Source organism: Methylobacterium pseudosasicola (genome assembly GCF_900114535.1).
Classification (GTDB): Bacteria; Pseudomonadota; Alphaproteobacteria; order Rhizobiales; family Beijerinckiaceae; genus Methylobacterium; species Methylobacterium pseudosasicola.
This window is the reverse complement of record NZ_FOTK01000012.1, coordinates 112,076-138,163: the sequence shown is the minus strand read 5'-3', so window position 1 is coordinate 138,163 and position 26,088 is coordinate 112,076. Positions and strand designations below refer to the sequence as shown.

Annotated in this window: 32 protein-coding genes; 14 read left to right on the top strand and 18 right to left on the bottom strand. The window is 68.0% G+C overall.

The genetic code is table 11. From position 1 onward, the window contains the following. Positions 1–44 precede the first annotated feature (44 nt). Complete coding sequence (locus BM228_RS14035) at positions 45–1,292, bottom strand: ABC transporter substrate-binding protein (RefSeq protein ID WP_425284941.1); 1,248 nt, start codon at positions 1,290–1,292, stop codon at positions 45–47. Between the two features lie 182 nt (positions 1,293–1,474). Between BM228_RS14035 and BM228_RS14030 the strand changes: the two genes are divergently transcribed. From BM228_RS14030 to BM228_RS14000, 7 genes are all read left to right on the top strand, one after another. Next, positions 1,475–1,981, top strand: coding sequence for a DUF3280 domain-containing protein (locus BM228_RS14030; RefSeq protein WP_092041397.1), 507 nt, complete (start codon positions 1,475–1,477; stop codon positions 1,979–1,981). Positions 1,982–2,009: 28 nt separating this feature from the next. Continuing rightward, positions 2,010–2,723, top strand: coding sequence for a (5-formylfuran-3-yl)methyl phosphate synthase (locus BM228_RS14025; protein ID WP_092041394.1), 714 nt, complete (start codon positions 2,010–2,012; stop codon positions 2,721–2,723). Further along, on the top strand, positions 2,720–3,289 hold the full coding sequence (locus BM228_RS14020; protein ID WP_092041391.1) for an amino acid kinase family protein: 570 nt from the start codon (positions 2,720–2,722) through the stop codon (positions 3,287–3,289). The genes BM228_RS14025 and BM228_RS14020 overlap by 4 nt, the downstream gene beginning before the upstream one ends. Next, the gene (locus BM228_RS14015; RefSeq protein ID WP_092041389.1) at positions 3,286–4,845 is read left to right on the top strand and encodes a DUF6513 domain-containing protein; all 1,560 of its coding nucleotides are present in this window, start codon (positions 3,286–3,288) and stop codon (positions 4,843–4,845) included. Before BM228_RS14020 ends, BM228_RS14015 begins: the two co-directional genes overlap by 4 nt. A gap of 3 nt (positions 4,846–4,848) precedes the next feature. Next, the gene (locus tag BM228_RS14010) at positions 4,849–5,439 is read left to right on the top strand and encodes a DUF447 domain-containing protein (protein WP_092041386.1); all 591 of its coding nucleotides are present in this window, start codon (positions 4,849–4,851) and stop codon (positions 5,437–5,439) included. Between the two features lie 116 nt (positions 5,440–5,555). After that, complete coding sequence (locus BM228_RS14005; RefSeq protein ID WP_092041383.1) at positions 5,556–6,089, top strand: SRPBCC family protein; 534 nt, start codon at positions 5,556–5,558, stop codon at positions 6,087–6,089. Continuing rightward, a complete protein-coding gene (locus tag BM228_RS14000; RefSeq protein WP_092041380.1) occupies positions 6,086–7,042 on the top strand; it encodes a YncE family protein in 957 nt (318 codons plus the stop codon). The genes BM228_RS14005 and BM228_RS14000 overlap by 4 nt, the downstream gene beginning before the upstream one ends. A 54-nt stretch (positions 7,043–7,096) precedes the next feature. Here BM228_RS14000 and BM228_RS13995 read toward each other — a convergent pair whose 3' ends face one another. The 8 genes from BM228_RS13995 to BM228_RS13960 form a co-directional block, all read right to left on the bottom strand. Continuing rightward, complete coding sequence (locus BM228_RS13995; protein WP_092041377.1) at positions 7,097–7,297, bottom strand: hypothetical protein; 201 nt, start codon at positions 7,295–7,297, stop codon at positions 7,097–7,099. A gap of 74 nt (positions 7,298–7,371) precedes the next feature. Continuing rightward, positions 7,372–8,544 (bottom strand): alpha/beta hydrolase family protein, encoded by a 1,173-nt coding sequence (locus BM228_RS13990; protein WP_092041374.1) that lies wholly within the window; start codon positions 8,542–8,544, stop codon positions 7,372–7,374. Between the two features lie 76 nt (positions 8,545–8,620). Further along, a complete protein-coding gene (locus BM228_RS13985; protein ID WP_092041371.1) occupies positions 8,621–8,824 on the bottom strand; it encodes a hypothetical protein in 204 nt (67 codons plus the stop codon). A gap of 79 nt (positions 8,825–8,903) precedes the next feature. After that, on the bottom strand, positions 8,904–9,359 hold the full coding sequence (locus BM228_RS13980) for a response regulator (protein ID WP_092041368.1): 456 nt from the start codon (positions 9,357–9,359) through the stop codon (positions 8,904–8,906). Between the two features lie 191 nt (positions 9,360–9,550). Beyond that, complete coding sequence (locus BM228_RS13975; RefSeq protein WP_425284940.1) at positions 9,551–10,429, bottom strand: dienelactone hydrolase family protein; 879 nt, start codon at positions 10,427–10,429, stop codon at positions 9,551–9,553. Between the two features lie 67 nt (positions 10,430–10,496). Then, a complete protein-coding gene (locus BM228_RS13970; RefSeq protein WP_092041365.1) occupies positions 10,497–10,901 on the bottom strand; it encodes a hypothetical protein in 405 nt (134 codons plus the stop codon). A gap of 119 nt (positions 10,902–11,020) precedes the next feature. Continuing rightward, entirely contained in the window at positions 11,021–11,506 is a 486-nt protein-coding gene (locus tag BM228_RS13965) for a DUF192 domain-containing protein (RefSeq protein WP_092041363.1), read from the bottom strand. Positions 11,507–11,580: 74 nt separating this feature from the next. Continuing rightward, the gene (locus BM228_RS13960; RefSeq protein WP_244537143.1) at positions 11,581–12,180 is read right to left on the bottom strand and encodes a cold-shock protein; all 600 of its coding nucleotides are present in this window, start codon (positions 12,178–12,180) and stop codon (positions 11,581–11,583) included. A 349-nt stretch (positions 12,181–12,529) separates the two neighbouring features. Between BM228_RS13960 and BM228_RS13955 the strand changes: the two genes are divergently transcribed. Next, entirely contained in the window at positions 12,530–13,525 is a 996-nt protein-coding gene (locus tag BM228_RS13955) for a heparan-alpha-glucosaminide N-acetyltransferase (protein ID WP_092041362.1), read from the top strand. A gap of 229 nt (positions 13,526–13,754) precedes the next feature. Here the strand turns inward: BM228_RS13955 and efp are convergent, their stop codons facing one another. After that, positions 13,755–14,321, bottom strand: a complete 567-nt coding sequence (gene efp, locus BM228_RS13950; RefSeq protein ID WP_092041355.1) for an elongation factor P — start codon at positions 14,319–14,321, stop codon at positions 13,755–13,757. 278 nt (positions 14,322–14,599) lie between these two features. Here efp and epmA point away from each other — a divergent pair, with 278 nt between their 5' ends. The 6 genes from epmA (at position 14,600) to BM228_RS13920 (ending at position 20,799) form a co-directional block, all read left to right on the top strand. Continuing rightward, positions 14,600–15,655, top strand: a complete 1,056-nt coding sequence (gene epmA, locus BM228_RS13945; protein WP_092041351.1) for an EF-P lysine aminoacylase EpmA — start codon at positions 14,600–14,602, stop codon at positions 15,653–15,655. After that, the gene (locus BM228_RS13940) at positions 15,652–16,695 is read left to right on the top strand and encodes a lysine-2,3-aminomutase-like protein (protein WP_092041348.1); all 1,044 of its coding nucleotides are present in this window, start codon (positions 15,652–15,654) and stop codon (positions 16,693–16,695) included. The genes epmA and BM228_RS13940 overlap by 4 nt, the downstream gene beginning before the upstream one ends. 17 nt (positions 16,696–16,712) lie before the next feature. Beyond that, entirely contained in the window at positions 16,713–17,324 is a 612-nt protein-coding gene (locus tag BM228_RS13935) for a glutathione S-transferase family protein (protein WP_092041345.1), read from the top strand. Positions 17,325–17,644: 320 nt separating this feature from the next. Further along, the gene (locus tag BM228_RS13930; protein WP_092041342.1) at positions 17,645–18,859 is read left to right on the top strand and encodes an MFS transporter; all 1,215 of its coding nucleotides are present in this window, start codon (positions 17,645–17,647) and stop codon (positions 18,857–18,859) included. A 248-nt stretch (positions 18,860–19,107) separates the two neighbouring features. Continuing rightward, positions 19,108–19,755 (top strand): RraA family protein, encoded by a 648-nt coding sequence (locus BM228_RS13925; protein ID WP_092041339.1) that lies wholly within the window; start codon positions 19,108–19,110, stop codon positions 19,753–19,755. A gap of 216 nt (positions 19,756–19,971) precedes the next feature. Further along, the gene (locus tag BM228_RS13920; RefSeq protein WP_092041336.1) at positions 19,972–20,799 is read left to right on the top strand and encodes a YdcF family protein; all 828 of its coding nucleotides are present in this window, start codon (positions 19,972–19,974) and stop codon (positions 20,797–20,799) included. Here BM228_RS13920 and BM228_RS13915 read toward each other — a convergent pair. From BM228_RS13915 to BM228_RS13885, 8 genes are all read right to left on the bottom strand, one after another. Then, positions 20,736–21,044: a DUF3253 domain-containing protein gene (locus tag BM228_RS13915; protein ID WP_092041333.1), complete on the bottom strand. Its 309-nt coding sequence runs from the start codon at positions 21,042–21,044 to the stop codon at positions 20,736–20,738. The two genes, BM228_RS13920 and BM228_RS13915, sit on opposite strands and share 64 nt — an antisense overlap. Then, the gene (locus BM228_RS13910; protein ID WP_092041330.1) at positions 21,041–21,802 is read right to left on the bottom strand and encodes a DUF599 domain-containing protein; all 762 of its coding nucleotides are present in this window, start codon (positions 21,800–21,802) and stop codon (positions 21,041–21,043) included. Before BM228_RS13910 ends, BM228_RS13915 begins: the two co-directional genes overlap by 4 nt. A 97-nt stretch (positions 21,803–21,899) precedes the next feature. Then, positions 21,900–22,184 (bottom strand): acylphosphatase, encoded by a 285-nt coding sequence (locus BM228_RS13905; protein ID WP_092041467.1) that lies wholly within the window; start codon positions 22,182–22,184, stop codon positions 21,900–21,902. Between the two features lie 55 nt (positions 22,185–22,239). After that, entirely contained in the window at positions 22,240–23,088 is an 849-nt protein-coding gene (locus tag BM228_RS13900; protein WP_050733449.1) for a formate/nitrite transporter family protein, read from the bottom strand. 144 nt (positions 23,089–23,232) lie between these two features. Then, positions 23,233–23,664 (bottom strand): gamma-glutamylcyclotransferase family protein, encoded by a 432-nt coding sequence (locus BM228_RS13895; RefSeq protein ID WP_092041327.1) that lies wholly within the window; start codon positions 23,662–23,664, stop codon positions 23,233–23,235. Between the two features lie 37 nt (positions 23,665–23,701). Then, on the bottom strand, positions 23,702–23,824 hold the full coding sequence (locus BM228_RS35840; protein ID WP_268868313.1) for a hypothetical protein: 123 nt from the start codon (positions 23,822–23,824) through the stop codon (positions 23,702–23,704). Next, positions 23,821–24,075: a hypothetical protein gene (locus BM228_RS13890; RefSeq protein WP_244537142.1), complete on the bottom strand. Its 255-nt coding sequence runs from the start codon at positions 24,073–24,075 to the stop codon at positions 23,821–23,823. Before BM228_RS13890 ends, BM228_RS35840 begins: the two co-directional genes overlap by 4 nt. Then, positions 24,068–26,071, bottom strand: a complete 2,004-nt coding sequence (locus tag BM228_RS13885; protein WP_092041464.1) for an acetyl-CoA carboxylase biotin carboxylase subunit — start codon at positions 26,069–26,071, stop codon at positions 24,068–24,070. The genes BM228_RS13890 and BM228_RS13885 overlap by 8 nt, the downstream gene beginning before the upstream one ends. Positions 26,072–26,088: the final 17 nt, after the last annotated feature.

The following is a 26,088-nucleotide window of genomic DNA, read 5'->3' as shown; positions in this document are numbered from 1 at the left end:
CGAGGGCGCGGGCCGCTCGCCATCGCCGCAGGCGACGGAGCGCTTCATTTGAACTTGCAGGTGGTCTCGGGCAGGTCGACGCCCAGCGTGTCCAAGGGCGTGCGCTGGTGCAGAAAACCCTGCTCGGGGGCCACCGAGACCAGGGCCTTGGGCTGGACCACGATCACCGGCTGGCGCAGCTGGTGGTCCCAGGGACGGAAGCTCAGTGAGACGCCCTTGTAGGCGGGCAGGTTGAAGGCCGGATCAACCAGGTACGGCGCGATCACCGCTGGGTCGTTGGTTTTCTTGGCGGTGACGGCGTCGCCGACGGTCCGGACCGCCGCCCAGGCCTGATAGTCGAGGGGGCGCATCAGCCGTGAGGCGAGGCGGCGGAAGCGGTTCTGGGCCTGCGCGGCCCCCCAGGTCTCCAGGACCGGCGACCACGTGGTCGAGGTCAGCGCTTGGGTGCCGCCCACGGGGCGCGGATCGACGGTGCGGTAGGAGACGTAATCGCCCCAGTCGCCCTCCTCGTCGGCCACGATCGCCATGTCGTAGTCGAGGCCGCGGGTGAAGACCATCGCCTCGGCCCGGGTCGGGGTATCGCCGCGGGCCTTGGTGAGCGGCCCGAAGGTCCAGGGCTTTTCCGCGGTGATCTTCAGGGCGAACTTGCGGGCGGAGTTGCGTACCGCCTCGGCGTAAGCCTTGTCGGCGTCGGTCGGGCCGACGATCAGAAAAATCTTTCGCCAGCGCATCACCGTCAGGTACTGCGCGATGGCATCCGTCAGCATCGCCCGGGACGGCAGGATGTGGAACACGTTGGCGCGGCAATCGGCGCCGCGCAGGCGGTCGTCCGGGGCGCCGGCATTGAGCACCACCGCGCCTGTCTCCTTCACGGCGTCGGCCACCGCCAGCACCGCGTCGGCCGGCAGGGCGAGCACGAGGTAGTTCACGCCCTTGGCGATGAGCTCCTTGGCAGCCGCCACGGCGTCGGGCTTCTCGTCGGTGAGCGCGACCTCGTCCAGGGCGAAGGTCTGCTTGGTGAAGCGGCCGGTGGTGTTGTTGTCGGCGATGCCCATCTTGGCGCCGGCCAGACCCTCGTCCTCGGGGGCGGCCTCGGCATCGTAGGAGGACGGCGCCGGCTGCGGCCGGTAGATCAGCCCGATATGGGTGTCGATCGGCTGCGGCGCGGGCTGCTGTGCCAGCGCGGCGAGGGGCGCCAGCAGCGCGCCCGCCACGAGAACGGCGCGAAGCCCGGCCCGGGACCGGGCGGACAGAGTGTGACGCTGGGCCGGGGCGTGTGCAGGATCGTGCATGTCCGCGGCCTCTAGCAGCTTCCGATCCGGCCGCTCAACCGCGGCTTCTTGGCGAATGATCACGTTCGCGTCGTGGGCCAAGCACGCGGCGATGTACATTGCCAAATTGTCCCTTCGCCCGAGCTATGGTGGTCAAAGACGCCGATCGCCACGGCATCCAACATCGAGAGGGAGCCCCGAGGATGCGCCACCTGTTGTCCTGCGCGGTGACCGCCTGCCTCCTGGCCGGTCCCGTCGCCGCCGCCGAGAAGGCCGCGATCTTCCCCGTGGAGCTGTTCGATCCCGGCGCCAGCTACGGCACGCGGGTCCGGCCGGTGGACACCAAGAAGCTCGCGCTGGTCACCGACGAGCTGCGCAACGCGCTGCACAGCCAGGCCGGCCTGGAAATCGTCGATACGGCGCCGAAATCCGACGTGGTCGCCAAGGAAGGCCCGCTCTACAAGTGCAACGGCTGCGCGGCCGACATCGCCAAGAGCCTGGGTGCGGACCTCGTCGTGACCGGCTATGTGGAGAAGGGATCCGGCCAGATCTTCAACCTGAACGTCACCATCGCCGAGGCCGAGACCGGCAAGATGGTGCGGGGCGGGCAGGTGACGATCCGGGCCGATACCGACGACACCTGGGCGCATGCCATGCGCTGGGTGGTGAAGAACCGCCTGCTCGCCGAGCCCCTGCCCGGCAAGTCGTGATCCAGCGCCGCCAGTCCTTGAGAGATCCGTGTCCGCGTTCCCCGTTCCACCCGGCCTCGTCTCCAGGCCCCTGCCCCGGCTCCTCGTCAGCGTCCGCGATCTGGCCGAGGCCGAGGCGGCCCAGCTCGCCGGGGCCGACCTGATCGATGCCAAGGATCCGGAGCGCGGGGCGCTCGGCGCCCTCGACATGGAACTGGTGGCGGAAATTGTCGCCCGGGTCGCCGGCGCGGCCGTCACCAGCGCTGTGGCCGATCCGACCCCCGGCTCCGTCGCCGCCATGGCCCGGACCGGGGTCGATTGGGTGAAGACCGGTCTCGACGCCCGGCACAGGCGCGACAAGGCCACGATGGCCGCCCTGACGGCGGCGGCCCCCAGCCGCCTGATCGCCGTCCTGTTTGCCGAGGACGGCCCGGCGGCTCAGTGCGTTCCGGCCCTAGCCCGGGCGGGCTTCGCGGGCGCGATGATCGACACGTCGGGCAAGACTGGCGCACGTCTGCCCGACCTCGCCGAGCCGGAGGCGCTCGGGGCATTCACGGCGGCCTGCCGCGCCCACGGCCTCATGAGCGGGCTAGCGGGCTCGCTGCGCGTCACCGACATCCCGGTCCTCAGCGCTCACCGCCCGGATTATTTCGGCTTCCGCGGCGGCCTGTGCCGCGACTTCGACCGGCATAATGGCATCGATCCCCTGCGGGTCGCCGAGGCCGTGCGCGCCCTGCGGTCGAACCATCGGGACGCCGCGTGACGACGGTCCTCAAGATCGGCGGCAGCCTGGAGTCCGCACCGGCGCGGCTGCGCGCCCTGCTGGCGGAGGTGGCCGAGGGCGTCCACGGACGCTGCGTCGTCGTGCCGGGCGGCGGCGCCTTCGCGGATGCCGTTCGGGCGGATCAGATCCGCGACGGCTTCGACGAAGCGGAGGCACACCGCCGCGCCCTCGACGCGATGGGCCGCATGGCCGCATTTTTTTGTGACCTTGAGCCGCGGCTGACCCGCAGTGTCGAGCCCTGGGCTGACGATGCTGCGGCTCTCGTCTGGGATCCGGCCAGCCTGCGCGCCGGTCATCCCGACATCCCCGAGAGCTGGGACGTCACCTCCGACAGCCTCGCGCTCTGGCTCGCTGCGCGCCTGCGTGCCGGATGCTGCGTGCTGGTGAAGTCCGCCGACGCTGTGGCCAATGAATCCCCTGGCCTTCTGGGCCGCCGCGGGCTGGTGGACGCCGCCTTCCCGGCCTTCGCGGCGCGCTACGGCGGCCCGATCGCGATCTGGGGGCCGACCCGCCGGGTCACGCTGCAGCAGCGGGTGGCCGCGTGAGCGCCCCCGAGCACATCGTCTTCGTCACCGGCCGCCTCGCCCGGGCGCGCCTCGAAAAAGTCGCGGCCGGACTGCCGGCGACGATCCGCTGGAGCATCGCGGATGCCGGCGTGAAGGTCGCCGCGCTGATGACCGAAGAGATCATCCGCCGCCGGGTCGAGATCCCCGAGGGCGCGACCCGGATCGTCCTGCCCGGCCGCTGCCGGGCCGATACCGCCCGGTTGGCCGAGCATTTCCACCTGCCGGTGGAGCGCGGCCCGGACGAGGTGGTCGATCTGCCGGCCTGGCTCGGCCTCGCCGGCCGCAAAGTCGACCTGTCGAAGCACGATCTGCGGATTTTTTCCGAGATCGTCGACGCCTCGAAGATGACGCCCGACGCGATCCTGGCCAAGGGGCTCGACCTCGCCCGCCGCGGCGCCGACGTGATCGACCTAGGCGGCCTGCCGGACACGACTTTCCCGCATCTGGAAGAATCCGTCGCGGCCCTGAAGGGCGCCGGCCTCAAGGTCAGCGTCGATTCTTTCTCCCAGGACGAGCTGGCCCGGGGCGCCCGCGCGGGCGCCGATTACCTGCTGAGCCTGAATATCGACACCCTCGACCTCGCCTTCGAGACCGACGCCGTACCGATCCTAGTGCCCCTGCGCCCCGACGACATGCCGTCCCTCGATCGGGCGATCGAGCGGATGCTGAAGGCCGGAAAACCGTTCCTGGCGGATCCGATCCTGGAGCCGATCCACCACGGCTTCGTGGATTCGATCAGCCGCTACCGCGACACCCGCGCCCGCTGGCCTGACATCCAGATGATGATGGGCACCGGCAACCTCACGGAGCTGACCGAGGCGGATTCGCTGGGCGTCACCGCACTTCTGGTCGGGATGTGCTCGGAACTGTCGATCGGCAACGTGCTGATCGTCCAGGTCTCCAATCACACGCGCCGCACCGTCGAGGAACACGACGCCGCCCGGCGGGTGATGTACGCGGCGAAAGTCGATTCCGCCCTGCCCAAGGGCTACGGACGGGCGCTGCTGGCCCTTCACGACAAGCGCCCCTTCGTGCAGACCGCCGCAGAGGTCGCCCAGGCCGCCGCCGAGGTCCGCGACCCGAATTACCGGATCGCCGTCGCCGAGGACGGGATCCACGTCTACAACCGCGACGTCCACAGGGTCGGCACCGACGCGATGGCCTTCTTCCCCGATCTCGACGTGAAGAGCGACGGCGCCCACGCCTTCTATCTCGGAGCCGAGCTCGCCAAGGCCGAGACCGCCTGGCGGCTCGGCAAGCGCTACGTGCAGGACGAGCCCCTCGACTGGGGCTGCGCGGCCGACGCTGAGGTCGAGGATTCCACCGCCTTCAAGAAAGCCGGCCATACCCGCCATTCCGGCCCCGATGCGCCGCCGCCGGGTACCCGCGACGCCCGGCTGGTGAAGCCCGAGGCGGATGCCGACGCGCCTGAGACGATCACGGAAGCCGAGGCCCGGAACGAGGCGGCGCCCGAGACGCCCCAGCCCACGACCAAGCTGGTCTGCGGCCGGCTGGTGCCGACGGACAGGGCCTGAACCATGCCGCTGATCCTGGAAACCATCGTCACCACGCTCGCGCCCTCCGGCGAGTTGCACCTCGTGCCGTTCGGACTGATCGGCGAGGCAGACGGCTACGTCCTGGCGCCGTTCCGGCCCTCCCCGACCATCGCCAATCTCGAGGCCAACCCGTGCTTCGCGGCCTCGAGCCCGCGGGACATCCGGGTGATCGCCGGGGCGGTGACCGGGCGGCGCGAATGGCCGACCGTGGCCTGCGCGGCCATTCCCGGCCGGCGGCTTGCCGACAGCTTCGGCCACGCCGAGTTCGAAGTCGCGTCGGTGGAAGACCACGAGACAAGACCGCGCTTCCGCGGCCGCATGGTCCATTCCGCCGCCCACGCGCCGTTCATCGGCTACAACCGCTCGCAGGCCGCGGTGCTGGAGGCGGCGATCCTCTCGACCCGGCTCCACATGCTTGAGCCGGACAAGGTGTTGACGGAGATGGCCTACCTCGCCATCGCCATCGCCAAGACCGCGGGCCCGCGCGAGCGCGAGGCCTGGGGCTGGATCGAGGACAAGGTCGCGGCGGCCCTCGGCCCCGAGGCGCGCCTCCTTGATCGGGATGCACGCTAGAGCCGTATCCAATCCCTGGGATGCGGCTCTGACACTCACTTGTGAAACCCTCTCGGGTGCGAAACCGGTATCCCCGTGACCGGAATGCGCCCTAGAGGCGGGAGGAGCAGGACACGATGAAGAAAATGACCCTGGCCCTGGCGGCCACGGCCGCCCTGGTGGCGGCGACCGCGCAGGCCCACGGCCCGACCCGGCGCAAGATCTCCGAGTCGATCGAGATCAACGCGCCGGCCGACAAGGTCTGGGCGGTGGTCGGTGACGTGAAGAACGCCGACTGGATGCAGAACGTCACCAAGACCGAAGTCAGCGGCGACGTGCCGACCAAGTTCAAGCGCACCCTGACGCTGAAGAACGGCAACCAGATTCAGGAGACCAGCAACAAGTACAAGCCGGACGACAAGCTGTTCTCGTACTACATCGAGAAGGTCGACGTGAAGGATCTGCCGGCCAACGACTATTCGGCGACGATCACGGTCGAGCCGGCAGGCGACGCCAAGTCCAAGGTCGAGTGGAAGGCGGCCTTCTACCGCGGCTACATGAATAACGATCCGCCGCCCGAGCTGAACGACGAAGCCTCCGAGAAGGGCGTCGGCGATTGGATCAAGGCCAGCCTCGCCAACCTGAAGGCCAAGGTCGAGAAGGGCTCGTGAGCCTGACCAGGCGCGGCGCGGCGCTCGCCGCCGGCCTCGCCCTGGTCGCGACGCTGGCCCGCGCCGAACCGGCGCGGGAGGCGATCGTGACGGCCCAGCTCGGCGGCGCGGTCGAAATCGTCGACCTCGCCGCCGGCAAGGTGGTGCGCAGCATCGCCCTCGACGGGGCCCCGGCCGGGATCGCTCTGTCGCCCGACCGCAAGCGCGCCTACGTCACCCGGCCCGAGGGCCACGGCCTCGCCGTGCTCGACCTCGATGCCGGCCGCGTCGACGCCGAGGTGCCCCTGCCCGGCGGTCCGCTCGGCGTCGCCGCCGATCCGAAGGGCGGCACGGTCTACGTGGCGGATTGGTACGGCCACCGCCTGTTCGTGCTGACCGAGCGCGACGGCACGCTCGTTCCCGACGGCGAGATCGCGGTCGGCGCCTCGCCCTCCGGCATCGCCATCGCGCCGGACGGCGCGACGCTCTACGTCGCCAACCGGGAGGCCGATACGGTCTCGGTGGTTGACGCCAAGGCCCGCAAGGAAACGAAGACGATACCCGTCGGCCAGCACCCGTTCGGCATCACCTTGGATGCCGCAGCCGGGCGCGCCTACACGGCGAACGTCACGAGCGACGACGTCTCGGTCATCGACCTTGCGGCAGGCCGCGAGATTACCCGGATTCCCACCGGCCGGCGGCCCTACGTGATCGCGCTGTCGCAAGGCCGTGGCTTTGTCACCGACCAATATGCCGGCAGTGTCACGGCCTTCGACCTCGCCACCCTCAAGCCGATCACCGACATCGACGTCGGCGACCATCCCGAGGGCATCGCGGCGGATGCCGAGGGCCGGCTCTACGTCGCCAATTGGGGCGACAACACGCTGAGCGTCCTCGACGCCCGCACGCTCAAGGTGCTGACGACCATCCCAACTGGCAATGGCCCGCGCGCGTTTGGGGATTTCCTGCGCTGAGGCTTTGCCTCTGCATCATCCCGAAAGCCGGAAACCACCTTTCGGGATGATACACTAGTCCATCTGGCGATGCGGCGCCCGGCGGTAGGCGACCCGGGCGACCACGAGGGCGCTGCCGATCTGGAGGAAGCCGGATTCGCCGAGATCCGGTGGCGCCCAATGCGCCTGAATCAGCAACCGCGTCAGCGCGTTCAGCGCCAGCAGGGTCAGGCAGAAGGCCGCTGCGGCGAGCAGGCTGGCGACGAACTCGGGCATGGCATCATCCCCCGTGTCGAACACGGGCAGAGTAGCAAGCCCTACGCCAAGGGGAAGCCTGCCTTTTTGTCGGATCAGCGCTTGCGGGCGGTGGCTGCCGGGGTTCCAGCCTGGGCGGCCGGCGCCACCAGCCGGGGCGTCTCCACGGAGAGCCGCTTCACCGGCCAGCCGTCGCTCCAGCGTTCCATGTCGGCGACGCGCGGGTTGTTTTTCATCGCCACCGCATCCGAGCCGGCGAAGGCAGCGGCCGCCGCAATGTCGAAGGTTTTCCAGAAGCCGAGGTAATCGAGCGCGTCCACCCGGGCGATGTTGATCTGGGACACCAGCGTCTGCTGCTCGCCCGTAAGCGCCATGTCGGCGGACCAGCGGAAGGGTGGCGGCTTCGGTGCGTCCTTCGGGGCGTCCTTCGGCTCCGGCCCCGGCTTGATCGCTCCGCCATCATAGGCGCTGTCGAGGCCGGCCGGCGCCGCCAGCGTCGCCGTGAGCGCCGGGAAGCCGTGATCGTCCGAGAGGGCGCGCACGAACAGTTTGCGCTCGATCGGCACGGCACTGGCCTCGCGCAGCAGGCGCTTGGCCGCGAGGTCGGCCGCCCGAGTGTCCTTGTCGCCGACCATGGTGATGAGCAGCGTCGACGGATCGATGCCGGACAGTTCGGTGAGCGCGATGCCGCGGGATTTCGGCCCGCTGGCGATGCCGCCGGGCGCCGCCGCGAAGATCAGTTTCGGGACCGGCAGGCCCTGCGCCTTGGCGCCCGCGGCCATGTCGAAGGCGATGGGCGCACCGGCGAGATGCCCGATCAGGGCGACGCGGCTGAGATCCGGCTTGGCGTCGGCATCGGAGGCGAGGTCGGCGAGCGCGGCCTTGACCAGACCCTCGGCGATGCCGGGTGCGTCGGCCGGGCGGGTCCGGTTCACCTCCTGGAAGCGGGGATAGAGCACCAGCCAGCCCTGGCGGGTCAGGTGGTCGATCCAGCCGCCGTAGCTCTGCGGATTGACCACACCCCAGCCGTGCAGGAACACGGCCACGGGCCGGCCGGCTCCCGGCGCGGCGCCAGCTGCGTGGAACGCGAAGGTGGTGGCGGTCCCACGGCCGAGCAGGCGCTTCACGACCGTCGCCTTGCGATCGCCGGCACCCCCGGGGCCCTCCGCGGGCTGCGGTGGGGGCGCGGCGGCCTGCACGCTCTGGATCCCGGCGAGCGCCAGGATCAGGCCAGCGGCAAGCGATCCGCGAAGGAGATTAAGACGCATGAGGGGCTCGACTGAGAGACGCGATGCGTCGGCAGGTCAGAGGCCGCTGAATAGCAGATTCCCCCGCCTTGGCGACTCACCAGGCGGCGACGGCCCGCTCGGCGCCCGTACCGTCGAGACGCAGCGCCAGGGCCAGGATCTCCGCCGGCATTTCGTCGGCCGCCGCGCCGTAATGCGCGCGCAACTCGTCGCTTAGGGTGTCGACGACCTGAGCTTCGGGCGCGTCGTCCCAGGGGCGGCGCCGCAGGGAGTCGGCGTGATTGGCAGCGACAATTTGCATGATGATGTCTGCGCCCGACGGCGTTGCACGGGATCGGGCGCCGGGCGCTCCGAGAGTGGCGTACAACCCGGAGTTAGCCTCAGGTTTCCAAACCCGGCGTCATTAATTTACCACCCGGCCCGATCACCGCCGGCCCGGTCGACCCCGAGGGACGCCCCGCGGCCTGCTCGACCCAGGCCAGAATATCCTCAGCGCGCCATGGCTTGGGGATGAAGGTCGCCGACATGCGCAGGTCGCTCGGCTGGTCGCCGGCATCGCCGGAGGTGAGCAGCACCCGCACCCGCGGCCAGGTCACGCCGATGATCCGGGCCAGCTCGAAGCCGCCGATCGGTCCGGGCGTGCGGACATCGGAGAAGACGACGCTGACCTCGTCGGCCCGGTCCTTGAGGATGGCGAGCGCCCGGTCGGCGGTCTCGGCCTCGATCACCGTAAAGCCGGTATCTTCCAGGAGCGTGGCCGCGAGGAAGCGCTCGTCGGGTTGATCCTCCACGACGAGGATGACGGGCTTCTGTCCGGGCTGTACCGAATCGCTCATGGGCCGGGACACTCTACAGGGGCTGAACGGCGGTCGCGACGATCGGTTCAACGCCCCGATTGCCGCGGTCGGCCGGACCCGCGCAGGCACAGATCCTCCCGCGACCCTTGCATATTCGGCAAGTTGTGGCCGTGTCCTGGGAAGCACAGGGAACCAGGAACATCCGGCCAAGACCGGGGAAACCCCTGGGTTCAGCCGACGCCGTGGGTTTTCAGGAAGGCGAGTGCCCTGTTCCAGCCATCCTCCGCGGCGTCCTTGCGGTAGCTCGGGCGGTAATCCGCGTGGAAACCGTGCGGCGCCTCCGGGTAGATCACCAGTTCGACGCTCTTGCCGGCCTGCTTCGCCTTGTCCCGGGCCTCCTCGGCGGAGGCCGGCGGGATGCCGGTATCGGCGCCGCCGTAGAGGCCGAGCAGGGGCGCGTTAATCTCGGCCGCCACATCCCCGGCGGTACGGGGCTGGATGTCGGTCCGCTCGCCGCCCAGCGGCCCGTACCAGGCCACCGCCGCCTTCAGGTCGCGACGATGCGCCGCGTAGAGCCAGACATCCCGCCCACCCCGGCACCAGCCCATCACCCCCAGCCGGGCCGGGTCGCCCTTGGCGGCCGAGGCCGCCCAGGCGGCGGTGGCGTCGAGATCGCCGATCCACTGTGCGTCGGGCGTTTTCGAGATGACGTCCCGGATGATGACCTTGGCATCGGTCATGGTCGAGAGGTCGCCCTGCCGCGCATAGAGCTCGGGGGCGACCGCGCAGTAGCCGGCCTTGGCGAGCCGCCGGCAGATGTCCTTGATGTATTCGTGGACCCCGAAGATCTCCTCGATCACCAGCACGATCGGGAAGGGACCGGCGCCCTCCGGCAACGCCCGGTAGGCCGGCATCGGTCCGTCGGCGGCCGGGATCTTCACCTCGCCGGCCTCGATACCCACCGCATCGGTGTGGATCACCTGCGCCTCGACCCGGGTCGTGGCCAGCGTCAGGCCGCTGATCAGGCTGGTCATCACGAAGCCCCGCCGTGACAGGGGCGACGTCACCAATCCGTCGAGCCCGCCAATATCAGCATCCGCCATGATCATCTCTCCCGCGTTCCCGCGACGAGGGCTATCCGGCGGGCATGGCCGCGGTCAAATACCGGCTGAAGCGTCAGGCGCCGGCGGCTGCGAACGCGCGGGCTGGGCGCGGGGCAGCGACGCGGACCGTTTCCGGGAGGGCGCGGGGCTTGAGCACGTCGGCCAGGGTTACGAAGCTGTCGGAAGCCGGCGCTTCCGCGGCCCGGATGCCGTAGCCCAGGGCGAAGGAGCGGGTCAGGCCGGCATCGCGGGCGATCCCGAACAGCTCAAGGGCGTTCAGGAACGCGTCGCGGAACAGGCTCGGCCGGCACCAGCTCTTTTCCGCCATCTGCAGCGGCCAGTCCCACAGGCCCTCGGCCCGCTTGGCGGAGAGGGCGTTCCGGCTGATGAAGTAGCCGGTGGTGCGGTGCTCAAGCCCGTCCGCGTTCACCGACCAATCGTCGTTGCCGAACAGTTCGGCATCGGCCACATCGCTCATCGGGTCCTCCGCGCTGTGCCGGCATTCCGAAGCACCGGAACAATGCCGGAACATTGGCGCGGAACATCGCAGCGGTCAAGGCGATTGTTCTCGCTGCGTTCGCAAAATTCCGAGTCGAATCAGCGCGCCTTGAACAAAGGGTGCTCGACCTTGTCGCCGGCCTGAATGCCGAGCTTGGCGGCCGTGCCGGCATTGAGCTCCAGCACCGCCGAGACCGGGCTGCCGGATGCGATGATCGCGGTGGAGAGCGGCTCGGTATCGGCCGCGATCCGGCTGACGACGCCGTCCGGGCGGATGAACACCATGTCGAGCGGCAGGTAGGTGTTCTTCATCCACATGGTCACCGGCTCGGTGCGCTCAAAGTCGAACAGCATGCCGTGATCGGCGGCCATGTGCCGGCGGAACATCAGCCCGCGGGAGCGGCCGGCATCGTCGCGCATCACCTCGACGTCGAACCGCTTCGCGCCCGCCTTGGTGACGATGGTGAGCGGCTCGGTCTTGGCGGCGCTCTCCCGCGCGGCGCTCTGGGCGGAGACGGGCAGAAGGGTCGCAGGCGCGGTCAGGATCAGGCCGGCGATGACCGCCGCCTGAGCGACGCGGAACATAGATTTCACAGACTCATGCCTTTTCTGGAAACGTGCATACGCGCGCCGTCCCATAGCGCGTCCGGGCCGTAGCGTCAGTGCGAGGTCGGAAGGGCGCCGTCGATCAAACGGATCTCGGCGGCCATCACGCCCTTGGAACCGTCGCCGTACCGAACCAGCACCGCGTCGCCGGGCTTCAGCTCGGCGATGCCGTAGCGGCGCAGGGTCTCCATGTGGACGAAGATATCGGGCGTGCCGTCGCCGCGGGTGAGGAAACCGAAGCCGCGCAACCGGTTGAACCACTTCACCACCGCCGTCTCCAGCCCGCTGGTCGGCGTGACCGAGACATGGGTGCGCGGCATCGGCATCTCGGACGGGTGCAAAGCCGCCGATTGGTCGAGGGAGATCACCCGGAACGCCTGCCAGCCGCGCGGGCGCTCCACCGCCTCCACGACGATGCGCGCGCCCTCGCTGGCGGCCTGGAACCCGTCGCGCCGCAGGCAGGTCACGTGCAGCAGGATGTCGGGGGCGCCGTCATCGGGCACGATGAAGCCGAAGCCCTTCGACACGTCGAACCACTTGATCCGGCCGGAGACCTCGACGAGGTCGAGCGCCTCGTCCTGCGCCGCTTCGGCACCCCGGGCATCCTCAATCCGATTGGGGTTTTCCGGCCCGGATCCGCGTTCGTCAGACATGGCCGAGCAACCTACACCGAATCACGCCGCGCGCTCACACAGCAAGATTAACGAAGTCCTGATTCCCGGAAAGCCCATATGACCGGCATAGGAGCCTTGCCGAGTTGCAATCTTGCCCGGGGGAGGCAGCCCCGCAACAGTCGATCCGTCGCAGTCCGAGCCGCGTAAAGGCGTTTTCGCGCCGATCGAGCCGTCTGGATCCCCTTCGCGACCCTGTCCAGTCGAGTTTTCGCGACCGGTTGGCGGCCCACTTCACGTTTTCGAGAGGGTCACGGAGGGACGAAAACGGCCGCGGTCGTGGCGTTCGATGGTGGCGTCCCGGCCGCCGGCATGGTTTGAGCCATCCGCCATGCAGACCGACGCACTCCGCCCCGCCCAGGCCTCCGGACAACGCCGCCTGCCGATCATCGACGCCGTGCGGGCGGCGGCGCTCTTGGCGATGGCGAGCTACCACACCCTCTGGGACCTCGGATATCTGCGCCTCACCGCGGAGAATTATGCCCTGACGCCGGCCGGCCATCGAGCGGCCGAGGCGATCGCCGGCACGTTCCTGATCCTGGTCGGGGTCGGGCTTGTGCTGATGAACGGGAGCGGCATCCGCCTGCGACCGACCCTGATGCGGCTCGCCCGGATCGGCGGGGCGGCGCTCCTCGTCACCGTCGGGACCTGGCTCGCCTTCCCGGACGCCTACGTGTTCTTCGGGATCCTGCACTGCATCGCCGTGGCGAGCGTGCTGGGCCTGCCGTTCCTGTTCCTGCCGGTGCCCGTGACGGTGCTGGCCGCCGCCGCGATCTTCGCCGCGCCGCTCCTGGTGCATGCGCCGGTGCTCGATGCGCCGATCCTGTATTTCCTCGGCCTCGGTGCCGGGACGCCGCGGACCAACGATTACGTGCCGTTGGTCCCGTGGTTCGGGTTCGTCCTCACGGGGATCGTCCTCGGGCGGCTCGGGCTTCCGCTGCTGGCGCAATCAGGCCTGGGCGCCTGGACGCCGCGCTCGGCCCTCGGCCGTGTGGCGACCTTTGCGGGGCGCCACAGCCTGATCGTGTATCTCGTCCACCAGCCGGTGCTGCTCGGGCTGCTCACCGCGCTCGTAACCCTGACCGGCCCGAACCCGCTGGCCGGGCTGCGGGCGTTCCGGGCCGACTACGTGACGATCTGCACCCGCACCGGCGGTGAGCCTCCGCTCTGCCGGATCGCCGCCCGCTGCACCTCCGAGGCGCTGCTCAAGGAGGATCTGTTCCGGGAGGATGGCCGGCCTTTCAGCCCGCAGGAGCGGCTGCGGGCCCAGGCCCTGTCACAGGGCTGCTACGGGGCGCTCGAGGCGGCATCACGGGCGCCGCGGTGAGATGATGGGTGGGATCGCGGCGAAGGAACCTGCAGCCTCTAACCCAACCCCCCTCATCCTGAGGTGCGAGCGCAGCGAGCCTCGAAGGAGCCCTCCAGCCAGCCGCATGATCCCTGGAGGCCTCCTTCGAGGCCTCCGCTCCGCTCCGGCACCTCAGGATGAGGGCGCGGGTGGGATTGTGAGGGTTCTCGCCACGCAGCCGTCAGCCCGCAGCGAGCCCCTCTAAAACTCAATCCTTGGCGCGCTCGACGTAGGCGCCGTCCGCCGTCATCACGACGACGCGGGTGCCGGCGGCGATGTGCGGGGGGACGGTGGTGCGCACGCCGTTCGAGAGCGTGGCGGGCTTGTAGGAGGAGGAGGCGGTCTGGCCCTTGAGCACCGGCTCGGTCTCGGCGACCTCCAGGGTCACCCGCTGGGGCAGCTCAATGGTCAGCGGCACGTCGTTATGGCTCGCCAGCATCACGGCCATGCCCTCCTGGAGGTAGGGGGCGGCGTCGCCGACCACATCCGCGGGCACCGCGACCTGCTCGTAGCTCTCGGGGTTCATGAAGTGAAACCCTTCGGCATCGCTGTACAGGAAGGTGTGCTCGCGATCCTCGACGAAGGCCCGCTCGACCTGCTCGGTGGTGCGGTAGCGCTCGGACACCTTCACGCCGTCCGTGATCCGGCGCATGTCGAGCTGGGTCACCGGGGTGCCCTTGCCGGGGTGGATGTTCTCGGCGAACAGGATCACGTAGAGCTTGCCGTCCTTCTCGACGACGTTGCCCTTACGGAGCGTTGAGGCGATCACCTTCACGGAATTACGTCCTGCATTGACAAGGCGGGTCGGCACACGCCAAGCGCGTGCCTTGGATCTAGGCCCCGCCACTATCGCATCTGCGACGCTGTTGCCAGCCGGCGGCCATCAACCGGGGCGCGTGGGTTTGAAACCGTGCCGAGGCCGCTCGGGGGGCCGGAAGCGACCCTTTCCTCACCGGGAGCCTGCCAGGATCGCGCGATGACGACGCTCAGGATTGCCTTGCACGCCCGACGCTGCGTTCGATCGGTTGCACGCGTCCGCTCGGGAGCCGGGCTTTGAGCGTTGCCCCCTCCCCCTGGTGGTCGCCCGATCGCCACGCCGACCGGCGCCCGTGCCTACTCCTGCGCAACCGGATCCTGGCGGCCTTCCGGGCCTGGTTCGCCGCCCGCGACTTCGTCGAGGCCGAGACCGCCTGCCTGCAGGTCTCACCGGGCAACGAGGCGCATCTCTCGGCCTTCGCCACCGAGGCGATCGGCGCCAGCGGGGCGCGGACGCCCCTCTACCTGCACACCTCGCCGGAATTCGCCTGCAAGAAGCTGCTGGCGGCCGGGGAGACCCGGTTGCTGAGCGTCGCCCGGGTCTTTCGCAACCGCGAGCGCGGGCCGCTGCACCATCCGGAATTCACCATGCTGGAATGGTATCGCGCCGGCGTGCCCTACACGGACCTGATGGCTGATTGCGCCGACCTGCTCGCTTTGGCCGCCGAGACCGCCGGCACCCGCCGCTTCCGCTATCGCGACCGGGAGACCGACCCCTTCGCCGAGCCGGAGCGCCTGACCCTCGCCGAGGCTTTCGATCACTTTGCCGGCATCGATCTCCTCGCAACCATCTCGGCCACCCGCGACACGGACCGGGACGGCCTCGCCGCCGCCGTGGACCGCGCCGGCCTGCGGGTCGCGCCGGATGACACCTGGGCCGATCTGTTTTCCCGGGTGCTGGTGGCGCGGATCGAGCCACATCTCGGCATCGGCCGCCCGACCATCCTGTGCGAGTACCCGATCAGCGAGGCGGCGCTGGCCCGACCCGCTTCCGACGATCCGCGGGTGGCGGAACGGTTCGAGCTCTATGCCTGCGGGGTCGAGCTCGCCAATGCCTTCGGCGAATTGACCGATCCGGCTTCTCTTCGCATGCGCTTCGAAGAGGAGATGGCGGAGAAGCGGCGCGTTTACGGCGAAGACTATCCGATCGACGAGGATTTCTTCGACGCATTGGCGGTGATGCCCGACGCTTCGGGGATCGCCCTCGGGTTCGACCGCCTCGCCATGCTGGCCTGCGGCGCCAATCGGATCGACGACGTCCTCTGGACCCCGGTGGCGGAGACCCGGCCGTGAACCGCACGCTTCGCAGCGCCGCCGATCTCGCCGACGCCGGCCTGCTCTCCGGCCCCGAGGCGGACGCCCTGCGCGATGTGCTGGCGCGCTACGCGGTCTCGGTCACGCCCGACATGGCCGAGCTGATCGACCTCGACGATCCGGCCGATCCGATCGCCCGTCAGTTCGTACCGCAGGTTGCGGAAAGCGTGGTCGCCCCCGAGGAGCGGGCCGACCCGATCGGCGACGCGGCACACGCGCCGGTGGTGGGCATCGTCCACCGCTATCCGGACCGGGTGCTGCTGAAACCGCTGCATATCTGCCCGGTCTATTGCCGCTTCTGCTTCCGCCGGGAGATGGTCGGGCCGGACGGGCTCGGCTCCCTCACCGAAGCCGAGCTCGACGGCGCCCTGGCCTATATCGCTGGGGATGCGCGGATCTGGGAGGTGGTGCTCACCGGCGGCGACCCGTTCGCGCTCTCCGCTCGGCGGCTCGGCGTCATCGCGGAGCGGCTGGCGGCGATCGAGCACGTCCGGGTAATGCGGATCCACACCCGCGTGCCGGTGGTTAAGCCGGACCTCGTCGACGCCGATTTGGTGAACGCCCTCAAGCGTTTCGGGCGCGCGGTGTTCGTGGCCCTGCACGCCAACCACCCGCGGGAATTCACCCCGGCGGCCCGGGCGGCCTGCGCCCGGCTGGTCGATGCCGGGATCCCGATGGTCAGCCAGTCTGTGCTGCTGCGCGGGATCAACGACGACGCCCCCACCCTTGAAGCGCTGATGCGGCGTTTCGTGGAGAACCGGATCAAGCCCTATTACCTCCATCACGGCGACCTGGCCCCCGGCACCGGCCACCTGCGCACCAGCCTGACCGAGGGGCAGCACCTGATGCGCGCCCTGCGCGGCCGCCTCTCTGGCCTCGCACAGCCGACCTACGTGCTCGACATCCCGGGCGGCCACGGCAAAGTGCCGGTCGGACCCGGCTACCTGCGCGACTCAGACGGTGAGACACGGGTGACCGATCCGAACGGGTGCGAGCATACCTACCCGCCGAAGGCGTAGCGGAGATTTTCGTGACGATGCGCAAGCTCTGGGGCCGGCTCACCTCGGTGAACGTGCAGAAGGCGGTTTGGGCTCTGGACGAGGCCGGACTCGCCTATGAACGGATCGAGGCCGGCGGCGCGCACGGCGTCGTCGACGATCCCGCCTACCGCGCCAAGAACCCGAACGGGCTGGTCCCGACGCTCGAAGAGGACGGGTTCGTGCTCTGGGAGTCGAACGCCATCCTGCGCTACGTCGCGGCGATTGCTCCCGCTCTCGCCTACCCGGCCGATCCCCGGGAGCGGGCCCAGATCGAGCAGTGGCTCGATTGGCAGGCCACCACCTTTACGCCCGCCATGCGCGACGCGTTCTGGCAGCTCTACCGGTCGTCCAATCCGGACCAAACGGTGATCGCCGCTTCCCTGAAGCGCACGGAAGCGCTGGCCGCCATCCTCGACGCGCATCTGTCCGACCGGAATTACGCGATCGGCCAAACCTTCGGCATCGCCGACATCGCGCTCGGCTGCGCGGCGCATCGCTGGCTGAACCTGCCGGCCGAGCGCGTCGAGCGCCCGGCCCTGCGCCGCTGGTACGAGCGGATCGCCGCCCGGCCCGCGGCGGCCCGGGCCCTCGGCGAACCGATCGCGTGATACGACAGCCAAATTGAGTGGTTCATATCGTCAAGACGACGAGTGCAGAATTTGGCGAAGGAGCAACAAGCATAAAAGATGTGATGAAACACATCGGACCTAGTTTCAGGCGATCCGAACCCTGCTGGGCTGCGGATGACCGTATCCGATCGAAAGTAAGAACGAATTGCTTTGCCGTGATCTAGAATCTTAAAATAGAAGTATACTTCCGCCGGTTTACTGCATTCAGAATTTTGTACCGCTGTGTGCCTACGTCGAAAATATAGCTTGCAACGGACAGTGGTCGCGGTGAAATATCGGATCATCATAAGAATATTTCTATGAATAGATCCTTAATAATTTTGCTGACAGCATCTGTCGCGATAATAATTGTAAATCTACACACCGCTCAGACTTCAATTGGGCTTATTGGGTCGGCGCTATCGATGCCTGATTCTTTAATAGGCTTGATCATGATGGCTCCGCTTGCTGGGTACGCGATGGGCTTAATCTTCATTGTTCCCTTGAGCGATTTCGTCGAAAATCGTCGTTTAATCCTATGCATGCTGGCAGCCGCAATGGTGTCGGCAGGAGTAGCGTCCGTTTCCGTCAATTTTATTCAACTTTTTGGCGCATTGTTTATATTAGGCTCATCGTGTTCCTGTATTCAGGTGCTTGTTCCGATGGCAGCGTCCATGGCTCCCCCGGAGCAACGCGGCCGTGCGGTCGGAGACATCATGGCTGGTCTCATGCTCGGCGTCGTGGCAGCGCGTCCCTTTGCCAGCTTCGCCGCCGACATGTTTGGTTGGCGTTTCGTATATGCGCTTGGCTCTTTCGCAATAGGATTGATATGCTTGCTTTTAGTTTTGCGATTACCGATTTCACATCCGTTCGTGACCTCCAGTAGTTACTTCACATTAATTAAATCCATGTGGCAGCTCGTTCGAGGCGAGGATACACTTCGTCGACGAGCGACCACAGCTGGTCTCGTAATGGCCTCCTTCAGCATGTTTTGGTCGACGGTCGCGTTGCATCTTGAGGCTTGTCCCACAGCATTCAGCCAAAAGGAGATCGCTGTATTTGCGCTGGTCGGCGCTGGCGGTGTGTTGGCAACACCAGTGGCTGGCCGGCTCGGCGATCGGGGCTTTACCCGTGTTGGTACGATTTCCGCCCATGTAATGATTTTTATATCGATGCTGATCGCCGCTCTGGCGGGATATCTATATACATTTTCAGCGTCAGTCTCGGTAATATCTCTGGGCCTGAGCGCCATTGCCCTCGATGTGGGACTGACTACCGACCACACGCTCGGTCGGCGGGAGATCAATTTGATTCGACCAGAAGCCAGAGGTCGAATGAATGGACTCTTCGTGGGTCTCTTCTTTATCGGTGGATCAGTGGGAGCCGCACTATCGGGCGTGACTTGGTCTTTGGGCGGTTGGTGGCTGACCTGTGTGTCTTCGAGCGCCTTTGCTGCACTGGCTTTACTCGTTGATTTTGCGTGGCATTCCCAAAAGAGCGGACTGTTGGCAGAGTCTCACTCAGAACCCGTTTGATCGGATAATCTCAGCTTGGGTTGTTGAAGACGATGGCGGCCGGGACGCTGGAGGCGTGTTCGATGTCGTGACATCTCCCCCTGCTCTCATCACCGCCCTGCCAGGCAGATATTTACTTCCGATCGGACTCAGGCCGGGGGTGTTTCGAGCAGCATTAAGACCAAGCCCGGCCTTGCCGGCGCGCCCGTTCGATCCACCTTGAGCGGGTTCGCCGATCCGTCCGGCGCCAGCCTTCCACGGAGCCCTTAATGGCGATCGACCCCACCCTGCGCGACGCGCTTTCCGCCGTGACGCCGGCGAGCCTGGCTCGGGCGCTGACGCGGGCGGGCGTGAAGGCGTTCAGCCCGCGCGGCCTGTCTGGCCGCGGCGGCAGCGCCATCGGCCCCGCCTACACCCTGCGGATGATCCCAGCCCGCAAAGACGCTGCCGGCGATCTCGCCGCCGCGATGGACGCGGTTCCGGAGGGCGCCGTCTTGGTGATCGATGCGGCCGGCTCCGGCCTCGCCCTCCCCTTCGGGGCGATCGTGGCGGCTCGGCTCGCTCAGCGCGGCGTGGTGGGCCTCGTCACCGATAGCGCCCTGCCGGATTCGGTCGGCATGCCGGTCTGGTCCGCGCCGGAGGCCGGGAGCGAGACCCTGGCGCTTGTCGGCGCACAGGAGCCCGTGTCCTGCGGCGGTGCCGCGATCCATCCGGGCGATATCGTGGTTTGCGGATCCGGGGGCATCGTCGCGCTGCCGGCCGACCTCGCCGAGCGCGTCGCCCTGGAAGCCGTCGAGCAGCAGCGCCTCGACCTGTGGATCCAGCGCGAGGTCGAGAAGGGCGAGAGCCTCGCCAGCCTGCTGCCGCCGGACGCTGCCGCCCTGGCCCGGTTCGAGGCCGAGACGAAGACGGCTTGAAAGCCGATTTAACCGTACGATCCCAGTCGAATGCCACTTCTGACCGACGGAGACTCCAGATTTCCTCATCCTGAGACTCCGCAACCGGCCTTGAAAAAGTTCTCCCCAGAAAGCGCACGCCTGGCTGGAGTACGCTTTCGAGATTTACTTTGCGGCAGCCTGTCAGGATGGGGTCGAGAATGAGATAGACCGGTCAGGTAAACGCCGAGCCGAACGATGTTCCTTGTCATGTCCAAGGTAGCCTACTTCCTGGTCACGCCGTCCAATCTCTTCATTCTCATGGGGTTGATCGGTTTCATTCTTCTGATGATGCGCCGTCGTGCCACCGGCATCGCGTTCGGTGCCCTCGGCTTCCTCGGGCTTCTGCTTGGCGGGCTGACGCCACTCTCCGCGCTGGTCCTGCTGCCCCTGGAGCAGAGGTTCGCGGCCTATGCCGCCGCCGATCGCGCGCCTCCGGCCGGGATCATCGTCCTCGGCGGTGCGATCATGACCGGCGTGTCGGAGGCGCGCGAGCAGATCGTCGTCAATGACGCCGCAGAGAGGCAGATCTATTTCGCCGACCTCGCCCGCCGCTTTCCGGAGGCGCGTCTCGTCTTCAGCGGAGGCAGCGGCGTGGTCGGAGGCGGAACACCCGAGGCGGACATCGTCAGCCGTGAAGCCGACGCGATGGGCTTGCCCCGCTCGCGGCTCATTTTGGAGAACCGCTCGCGCAACACCTATGAGAACGCCACCTTCTCGGCAGCCCTGGTCCAGCCGAAGGCGGGCGAGCGCTGGCTGCTGGTCACCTCGGCCTGGCACATGCCGCGGGCGATCGGATGCTTCCGGCAGGCCGGCTTCACGGTCGACGCCTTCCCGGTCGATTACCGCACCCGGGGCTGGATCGATACGACACGGTTCAAGGGCTTCGCCTCAGACGGGCTGCTGCAGCTCGATCTGGCTGTGAAGGAGTGGATCGGCCTCGTGGTCTACCGGCTTGCCGGCTACACGCCGGATTGGCTGCCGGGGCCGGAGCCGGTGACCGCGCCCGGTAGCGCCAGCCGGTAGATGCCCCGGAAATCGTCCGGATCGACCGGCTTGCCCTTGCGCAGGATCGCGACCCGGCCGGCATGGGCGAGCCGCACTGCGACCCGGCGCACTGGCTGCATCAGCGGACCCCACCCGTCTGGATGTGGGCCGCCCAGGGCACGGGCGACCTCGGAGGGGCAGATGGTCTTGCCGGCGCCGCGCTCGGCCACGAGGCTGAGCAGGGTCTCCTCGATCGCCGCCTCGTCCGCCTTGGTCGTGTTCATGTCCGTGCCTCCTCGGCGGGGGCCAGGAGCGGACCCTCGTGCGGCCCTTCACCGGCCTCCAGCAGCGCCTTGCGGATCTCCGAGGCGAACTGTCGACGCCACATGATGACGACGACGGCACTTGTCGAGGCGATCAGCACATACGGGCTGATGAACCATCCGAGATAGGCGAGCGCGAAGAAGAATGCCCGCTGCCCCCGGGCGAAGTGTCGTCCGGCGCTGACATTCATCGCCGCGAGCCGGCGGACGGCGCGCATCATCTCGATGTCGCTAACGCCCGAGCCCTTCGGCGGCACCGCGCCGAGCAGGATCGCCGCGTAATTGAACAGTCGGTAGGCCCAGGCGAATTTAAAGAACGCGTAGACGAACACCACCGCGAGGCCGGCGACCTTCAGCTCCCAGGTCGTGCGGTTCGCCATCGTCCCGAACGGCAGCGTCGCGAACAGGTTGAGCACGTCGTCGCCGGAGCGCGACAGCGTCAGCACCGAGCCCAGTGCGATCAGCGAGGTCGAGGCGAAGAAGGCGGTGCCGTTCTGGAGCGACGCGTTGATCTGCGTGTCGACCACCCGGTTCTCGCGCCCGATGATCTGCCTGGCCCAGTTGGACCGGTGGACATTCATGATCTGGCTCAGCGAGATCATGCGCCCGCGCAGGCGGCCGACCGACAGGCCGTAGGCGACCCAGGCGAGGATGAAATACGCCAGCGCCCCGAGATCGAGAGGCGAGAAGGCGGCGCTGCCTGCGGTCAGGTCGGTCATGGGCTCGGGAGCGCGAGGAGCGGACCAGGGAAACGGCCCGAGGGGCCATACCAGTCGTAGCTGCCCCGCAGAACCCGTTGTGCCGCCTCAGGCCCGGTCAACCGCGCAGGATCTCGAACCGGTCCGAATCCGGCGGATCGCCGCCCTCGTGCACGGCGACATCGGAAACCCGGGCGCCGGGCGGTCCCGCCCGGCATAGGGCCACCATCTGATCGACGATCTCCGCCGGGCCGCTGAACAGGGCCTCGACGGAGCCGTCATCGCGGTTGCACACGAAGCCGGACAGACCGCGCGCCCGCGCTTCGGCCTGGGTCCAGGCCCGGTAGGAGACGCCCTGGACGCGTCCCTGGATGATGACGGAGACGGTGCGCAGCGTGCTCACGAGATAGGCACCGTCCCCCAAAGGCCCGCGCGATATCGCGCGAGCCGCCAGCCTCTTATTCGGCCGCCATCGGGCGACGGACACCGGCGCCCACGGGGGCCGAGCGCGTCTCGCCGGTGCGAACGTGGGTCGAGTAGAGCATCAGGCCGGTGAAGGCGAGGCCGCCGACGATGTTGCCGAGCAGCGTCGGGATCTCGTTCCACAGCAGATAGTCCATGACGGTCAGGTGGCCGCCCATCAGGATCGCCGACGGGAACAGGAACATGTTCACGACCGAGTGCTCGAAGGTCATGAAGAAGAACACCGTGATCGGCATCCACATGGCGATCACCTTGCCGGGGACCGAGGTGGACAGCATCGCGCCGATGACGCCGGTGGAGACCATCCAGTTGCACATCATGGCGCGCACGAAAAGCGTCAGCATGCCGGCGGCGCCGTACTTCTCGTAGCCGAGGGTGCGGGCCTCACCGATGCCGGCAATCGCCTTGCCAACCGCGTTCGGCTCGGTGGCGAAGCCGAAGGTGAAGACGATCGCCATCATGAGGGCGGTGGTGAGCGCGCCGGCGAAGTTGCCGAAGAACACCAGGGTCCAGTTGCGGGCGATGCCGGCCACGGTGACGCCGGGGCGCTTGTCGATCAGGGCGAGCGGCGTGAGCACGCAGACGCCGGTGAACAGGTCGTAGCCCAGCAGGTACAGCATCGAGAAGCCGACCGGGAACAACAGCGCGCCGACCAGCGGCTGGCCGGTGGTCTGGTTGATGGTCACCGCGAAGGCGGCGGCGAGCGCCAGGATCGCGCCGGCCATGTAGGCCCGGATGAACGTGTCTTTGGTGGCCATGAAGACCTTCGATTCACCGGCATCGACGGCCTTCTTCACGAAATCGGCGGGCGCCAGATAGGACATGCAAACCTCTCCCGCGCACGCGGCCGCCGATCGCCGTTGACCGAATGGCACGCTGCGCAATCACGACAGCTGGCCGGGGCGCAGGATGGTGTCGCCGCCCCGGTCGATCGCGAGCAAGCAGGTTGCGTACCAGTTGCCGGGCGTTCAGGCGGGCGGACCACGCATCCAGGTACTGAGTTCGCGGATATAGGCGGGCGGCAGCTGCGCGGCACGCGCGGCGTCCAGCACGGCGTCGAGGTAACCCGGCCGCGGCCGGCCCGGTGCGGTGGAGCGTCCGAGATAGATCAGGGCGCGCTTGACCCCGCCGGCGGTCGTCACCGGCAGCGTCGCCTTGGCGTAGAGGCCGCCGGCGACGCCCTCGTAGCGGTCGAGGGCCGGGATGTCGTCGAGGGCCAGCTCCCACAGGACGCCATGGACGGCGCGGGCGGAATCCCGAACCACCGAGGCGTAGCCCTCGCGCATGATGATGAAGCGATGCCCCGGCAGCCGCCCACCGCCGATCAGCCGCGAGACCGGGCAGCGCAGGGCCATCGCGGCGGCATCCATGTTCGCGCCGTAGGCGAAGTAGAGGGGCATGCTTGCGTTGAATGCGTCTGGGATGCCGCCAGACGGATCACTCCCCGGGCGGATGATCGAGCCGGCGCGCCGAACGTTCATTCGCGCGGACGGCTGCATACGCCATGGCGAGTGTGATCGCCGGGATACCGAACGTGATGAAAAGCCAATCGTAGTTCATGGCTTCAGGCTCCGCAGGCAACGCCTCGCACCATAATGTAGTGCCGCGCCGGTGCATAACCAAACCACCGTGAAGATCGCTCGGTCGAGTTGCAAGATAGGCGCGTTGGCGATCCCGAAACTCGCAGCCGTCATCGGTGTCACAAAACCGATGACGACGTAGGCCACCGCGATGTTGTTCAGCGCAGTGGCCAGCAGCTTCGTCTGCTCGTTGTGAACCGCACTCACGACGAACGCGCGACGATCAGGCAAACTCCAGGATCACCGCGTCCACCGCAAGGCTGTCGCCCTCCTTGGCGTGGATCTTCGCGACCGTCGCGTCGCGCTCGGCGCGGAGCATGTTCTCCATCTTCATCGCCTCGACCACCGCGATCGGCTCGCCGTTCTTCACCTCCTGGCCCTCGGTGACCAGGATCTGCTTCACGAGACCCGGCATCGGGCAGAGCACCTGCTTGCCGGAGCCCGCCTGCTCCTTCACGGGCATCAGAGCGGCGAGCTCGGCCTCGCGGCGGGTGTAGACCCGGGCCTCGGCCGCCGCGCCGGCATGCTGCAGGAACACGCCGTTCAGCAGGCCGCGGACCTGGATGGCGACGCGCTCGGACCCGATCGTGCCGATCCAGACCGGCTCGCCCGGCCGCCACGCGCTGGCCACCGTGAGCGAGGTACCGTCGTCCCGGGTGACGATCAGGTCCTCGCCCTCGGGCTCGACGGTGACCGGGTAGGATTGACCCGCCAGGATCACGACGCGGTCGCGCTCGAAGGCGAACAGGCCGGGGGCGCGCATCTGCCCGGAAATCCCGCGCTTGCGCTGGTTGAGCTTGTGGTCGATCGCCGCCGCCGCCGCCATCATGCGGATCGCCACCGTGCCGGCGGGCTCCGGGGCGACGAAGCCGTTCGGGAATTCCTCGGCGATGAAGCCGGTGGAGAGCTGGCCCTCCTGCCAGCGCGGATGGGCCATCAGCGCCGAGAGGAACGGGATGTTGTGGCGGATGCCGTCGATCGCAAAGGCGTCCAGGGCATCGCCCTGCGCGGCGATCGCCTCGGCGCGGGTCGGCGCCCAGGTCACCAGCTTGGCGATCATCGGATCGTAGTGGATCGCGATCTCGCCGCCCTCCTCCACGCCGGTATCGTTGCGGACGATCGCGGTGCCCTGGCGGCCCTCCTCCGGCGGCCGGTAGGTGGTGAGCCGTCCGATCGAGGGCAGAAAGTTGCGAGTGGGATCCTCGGCGTAGACACGGCTCTCGACCGCCCAGCCGTCGAGCTTCACCTGCTCCTGCGTCAGCGGCAGCTTCTCGCCGGCCGCGACCCGGATCATCAGCTCGACGAGGTCGAGGCCGGTGATCATCTCGGTGACCGGGTGCTCGACCTGGAGGCGGGTGTTCATCTCGAGGAAGTAGAACGACTTGTCCTGGCCGGCGACGAACTCGACGGTACCGGCAGAATCGTAGTTCACGGCCTTGGCGAGGGCGACGGCCTGCTCGCCCATCTTCCGTCGGGTCTCGGGATCGAGCAGCGGCGACGGCGCCTCCTCGATCACCTTCTGATTGCGGCGCTGGATCGAGCACTCGCGCTCGCCGAGATAGATCACATTGCCGTGCTTATCGCCGATCACTTGGATCTCGATATGACGCGGGTCGGTGATGAACTTCTCCACAAAGACCCGGTCGTCGCCGAAGGACGAGGAGGCCTCGGACTTGGCGCGGGCGAAGCCCTCCGCGACCTCGCCCGACGAATGGGCGATGCGCATGCCCTTGCCGCCGCCGCCGGCCGAGGCCTTGATCATCACCGGATAGCCGATCCCGTCGGCGATCTCGACGGCATGCTCCGGGCTCTCGATCACGCCGAGGAAACCCGGGACGGTGGAGACGTTGGCCGCCGCGGCCGCCTTCTTGGATTCGATCTTATCGCCCATGGCGGCGATGGCGCCGGGATTGGGGCCGATGAACACGATGCCGGCGGCTTCCAGCGCCTTCGGGAAGGCCTCGCGCTCGGACAGGAAGCCGTAGCCGGGATGGACCGCCTGGGCGCCGGTCTGGCGGCAAGCCTCGACGATCTTCTCGATGACCAGATAGGAAGACGCCGCGGCGGCGGGGCCGATATGGACCGCCTCGTCGGCCATGGCGACGTGGACCGCGTCACGGTCGGCATCCGAATAGACTGCGACCGTCCTGATGCCCATCTTCCGGGCGGTCTTGATGACCCGGCAGGCGATCTCGCCCCGGTTGGCGATCAGGATCTTATCGAACATCGCTGGCGCATCGCTCT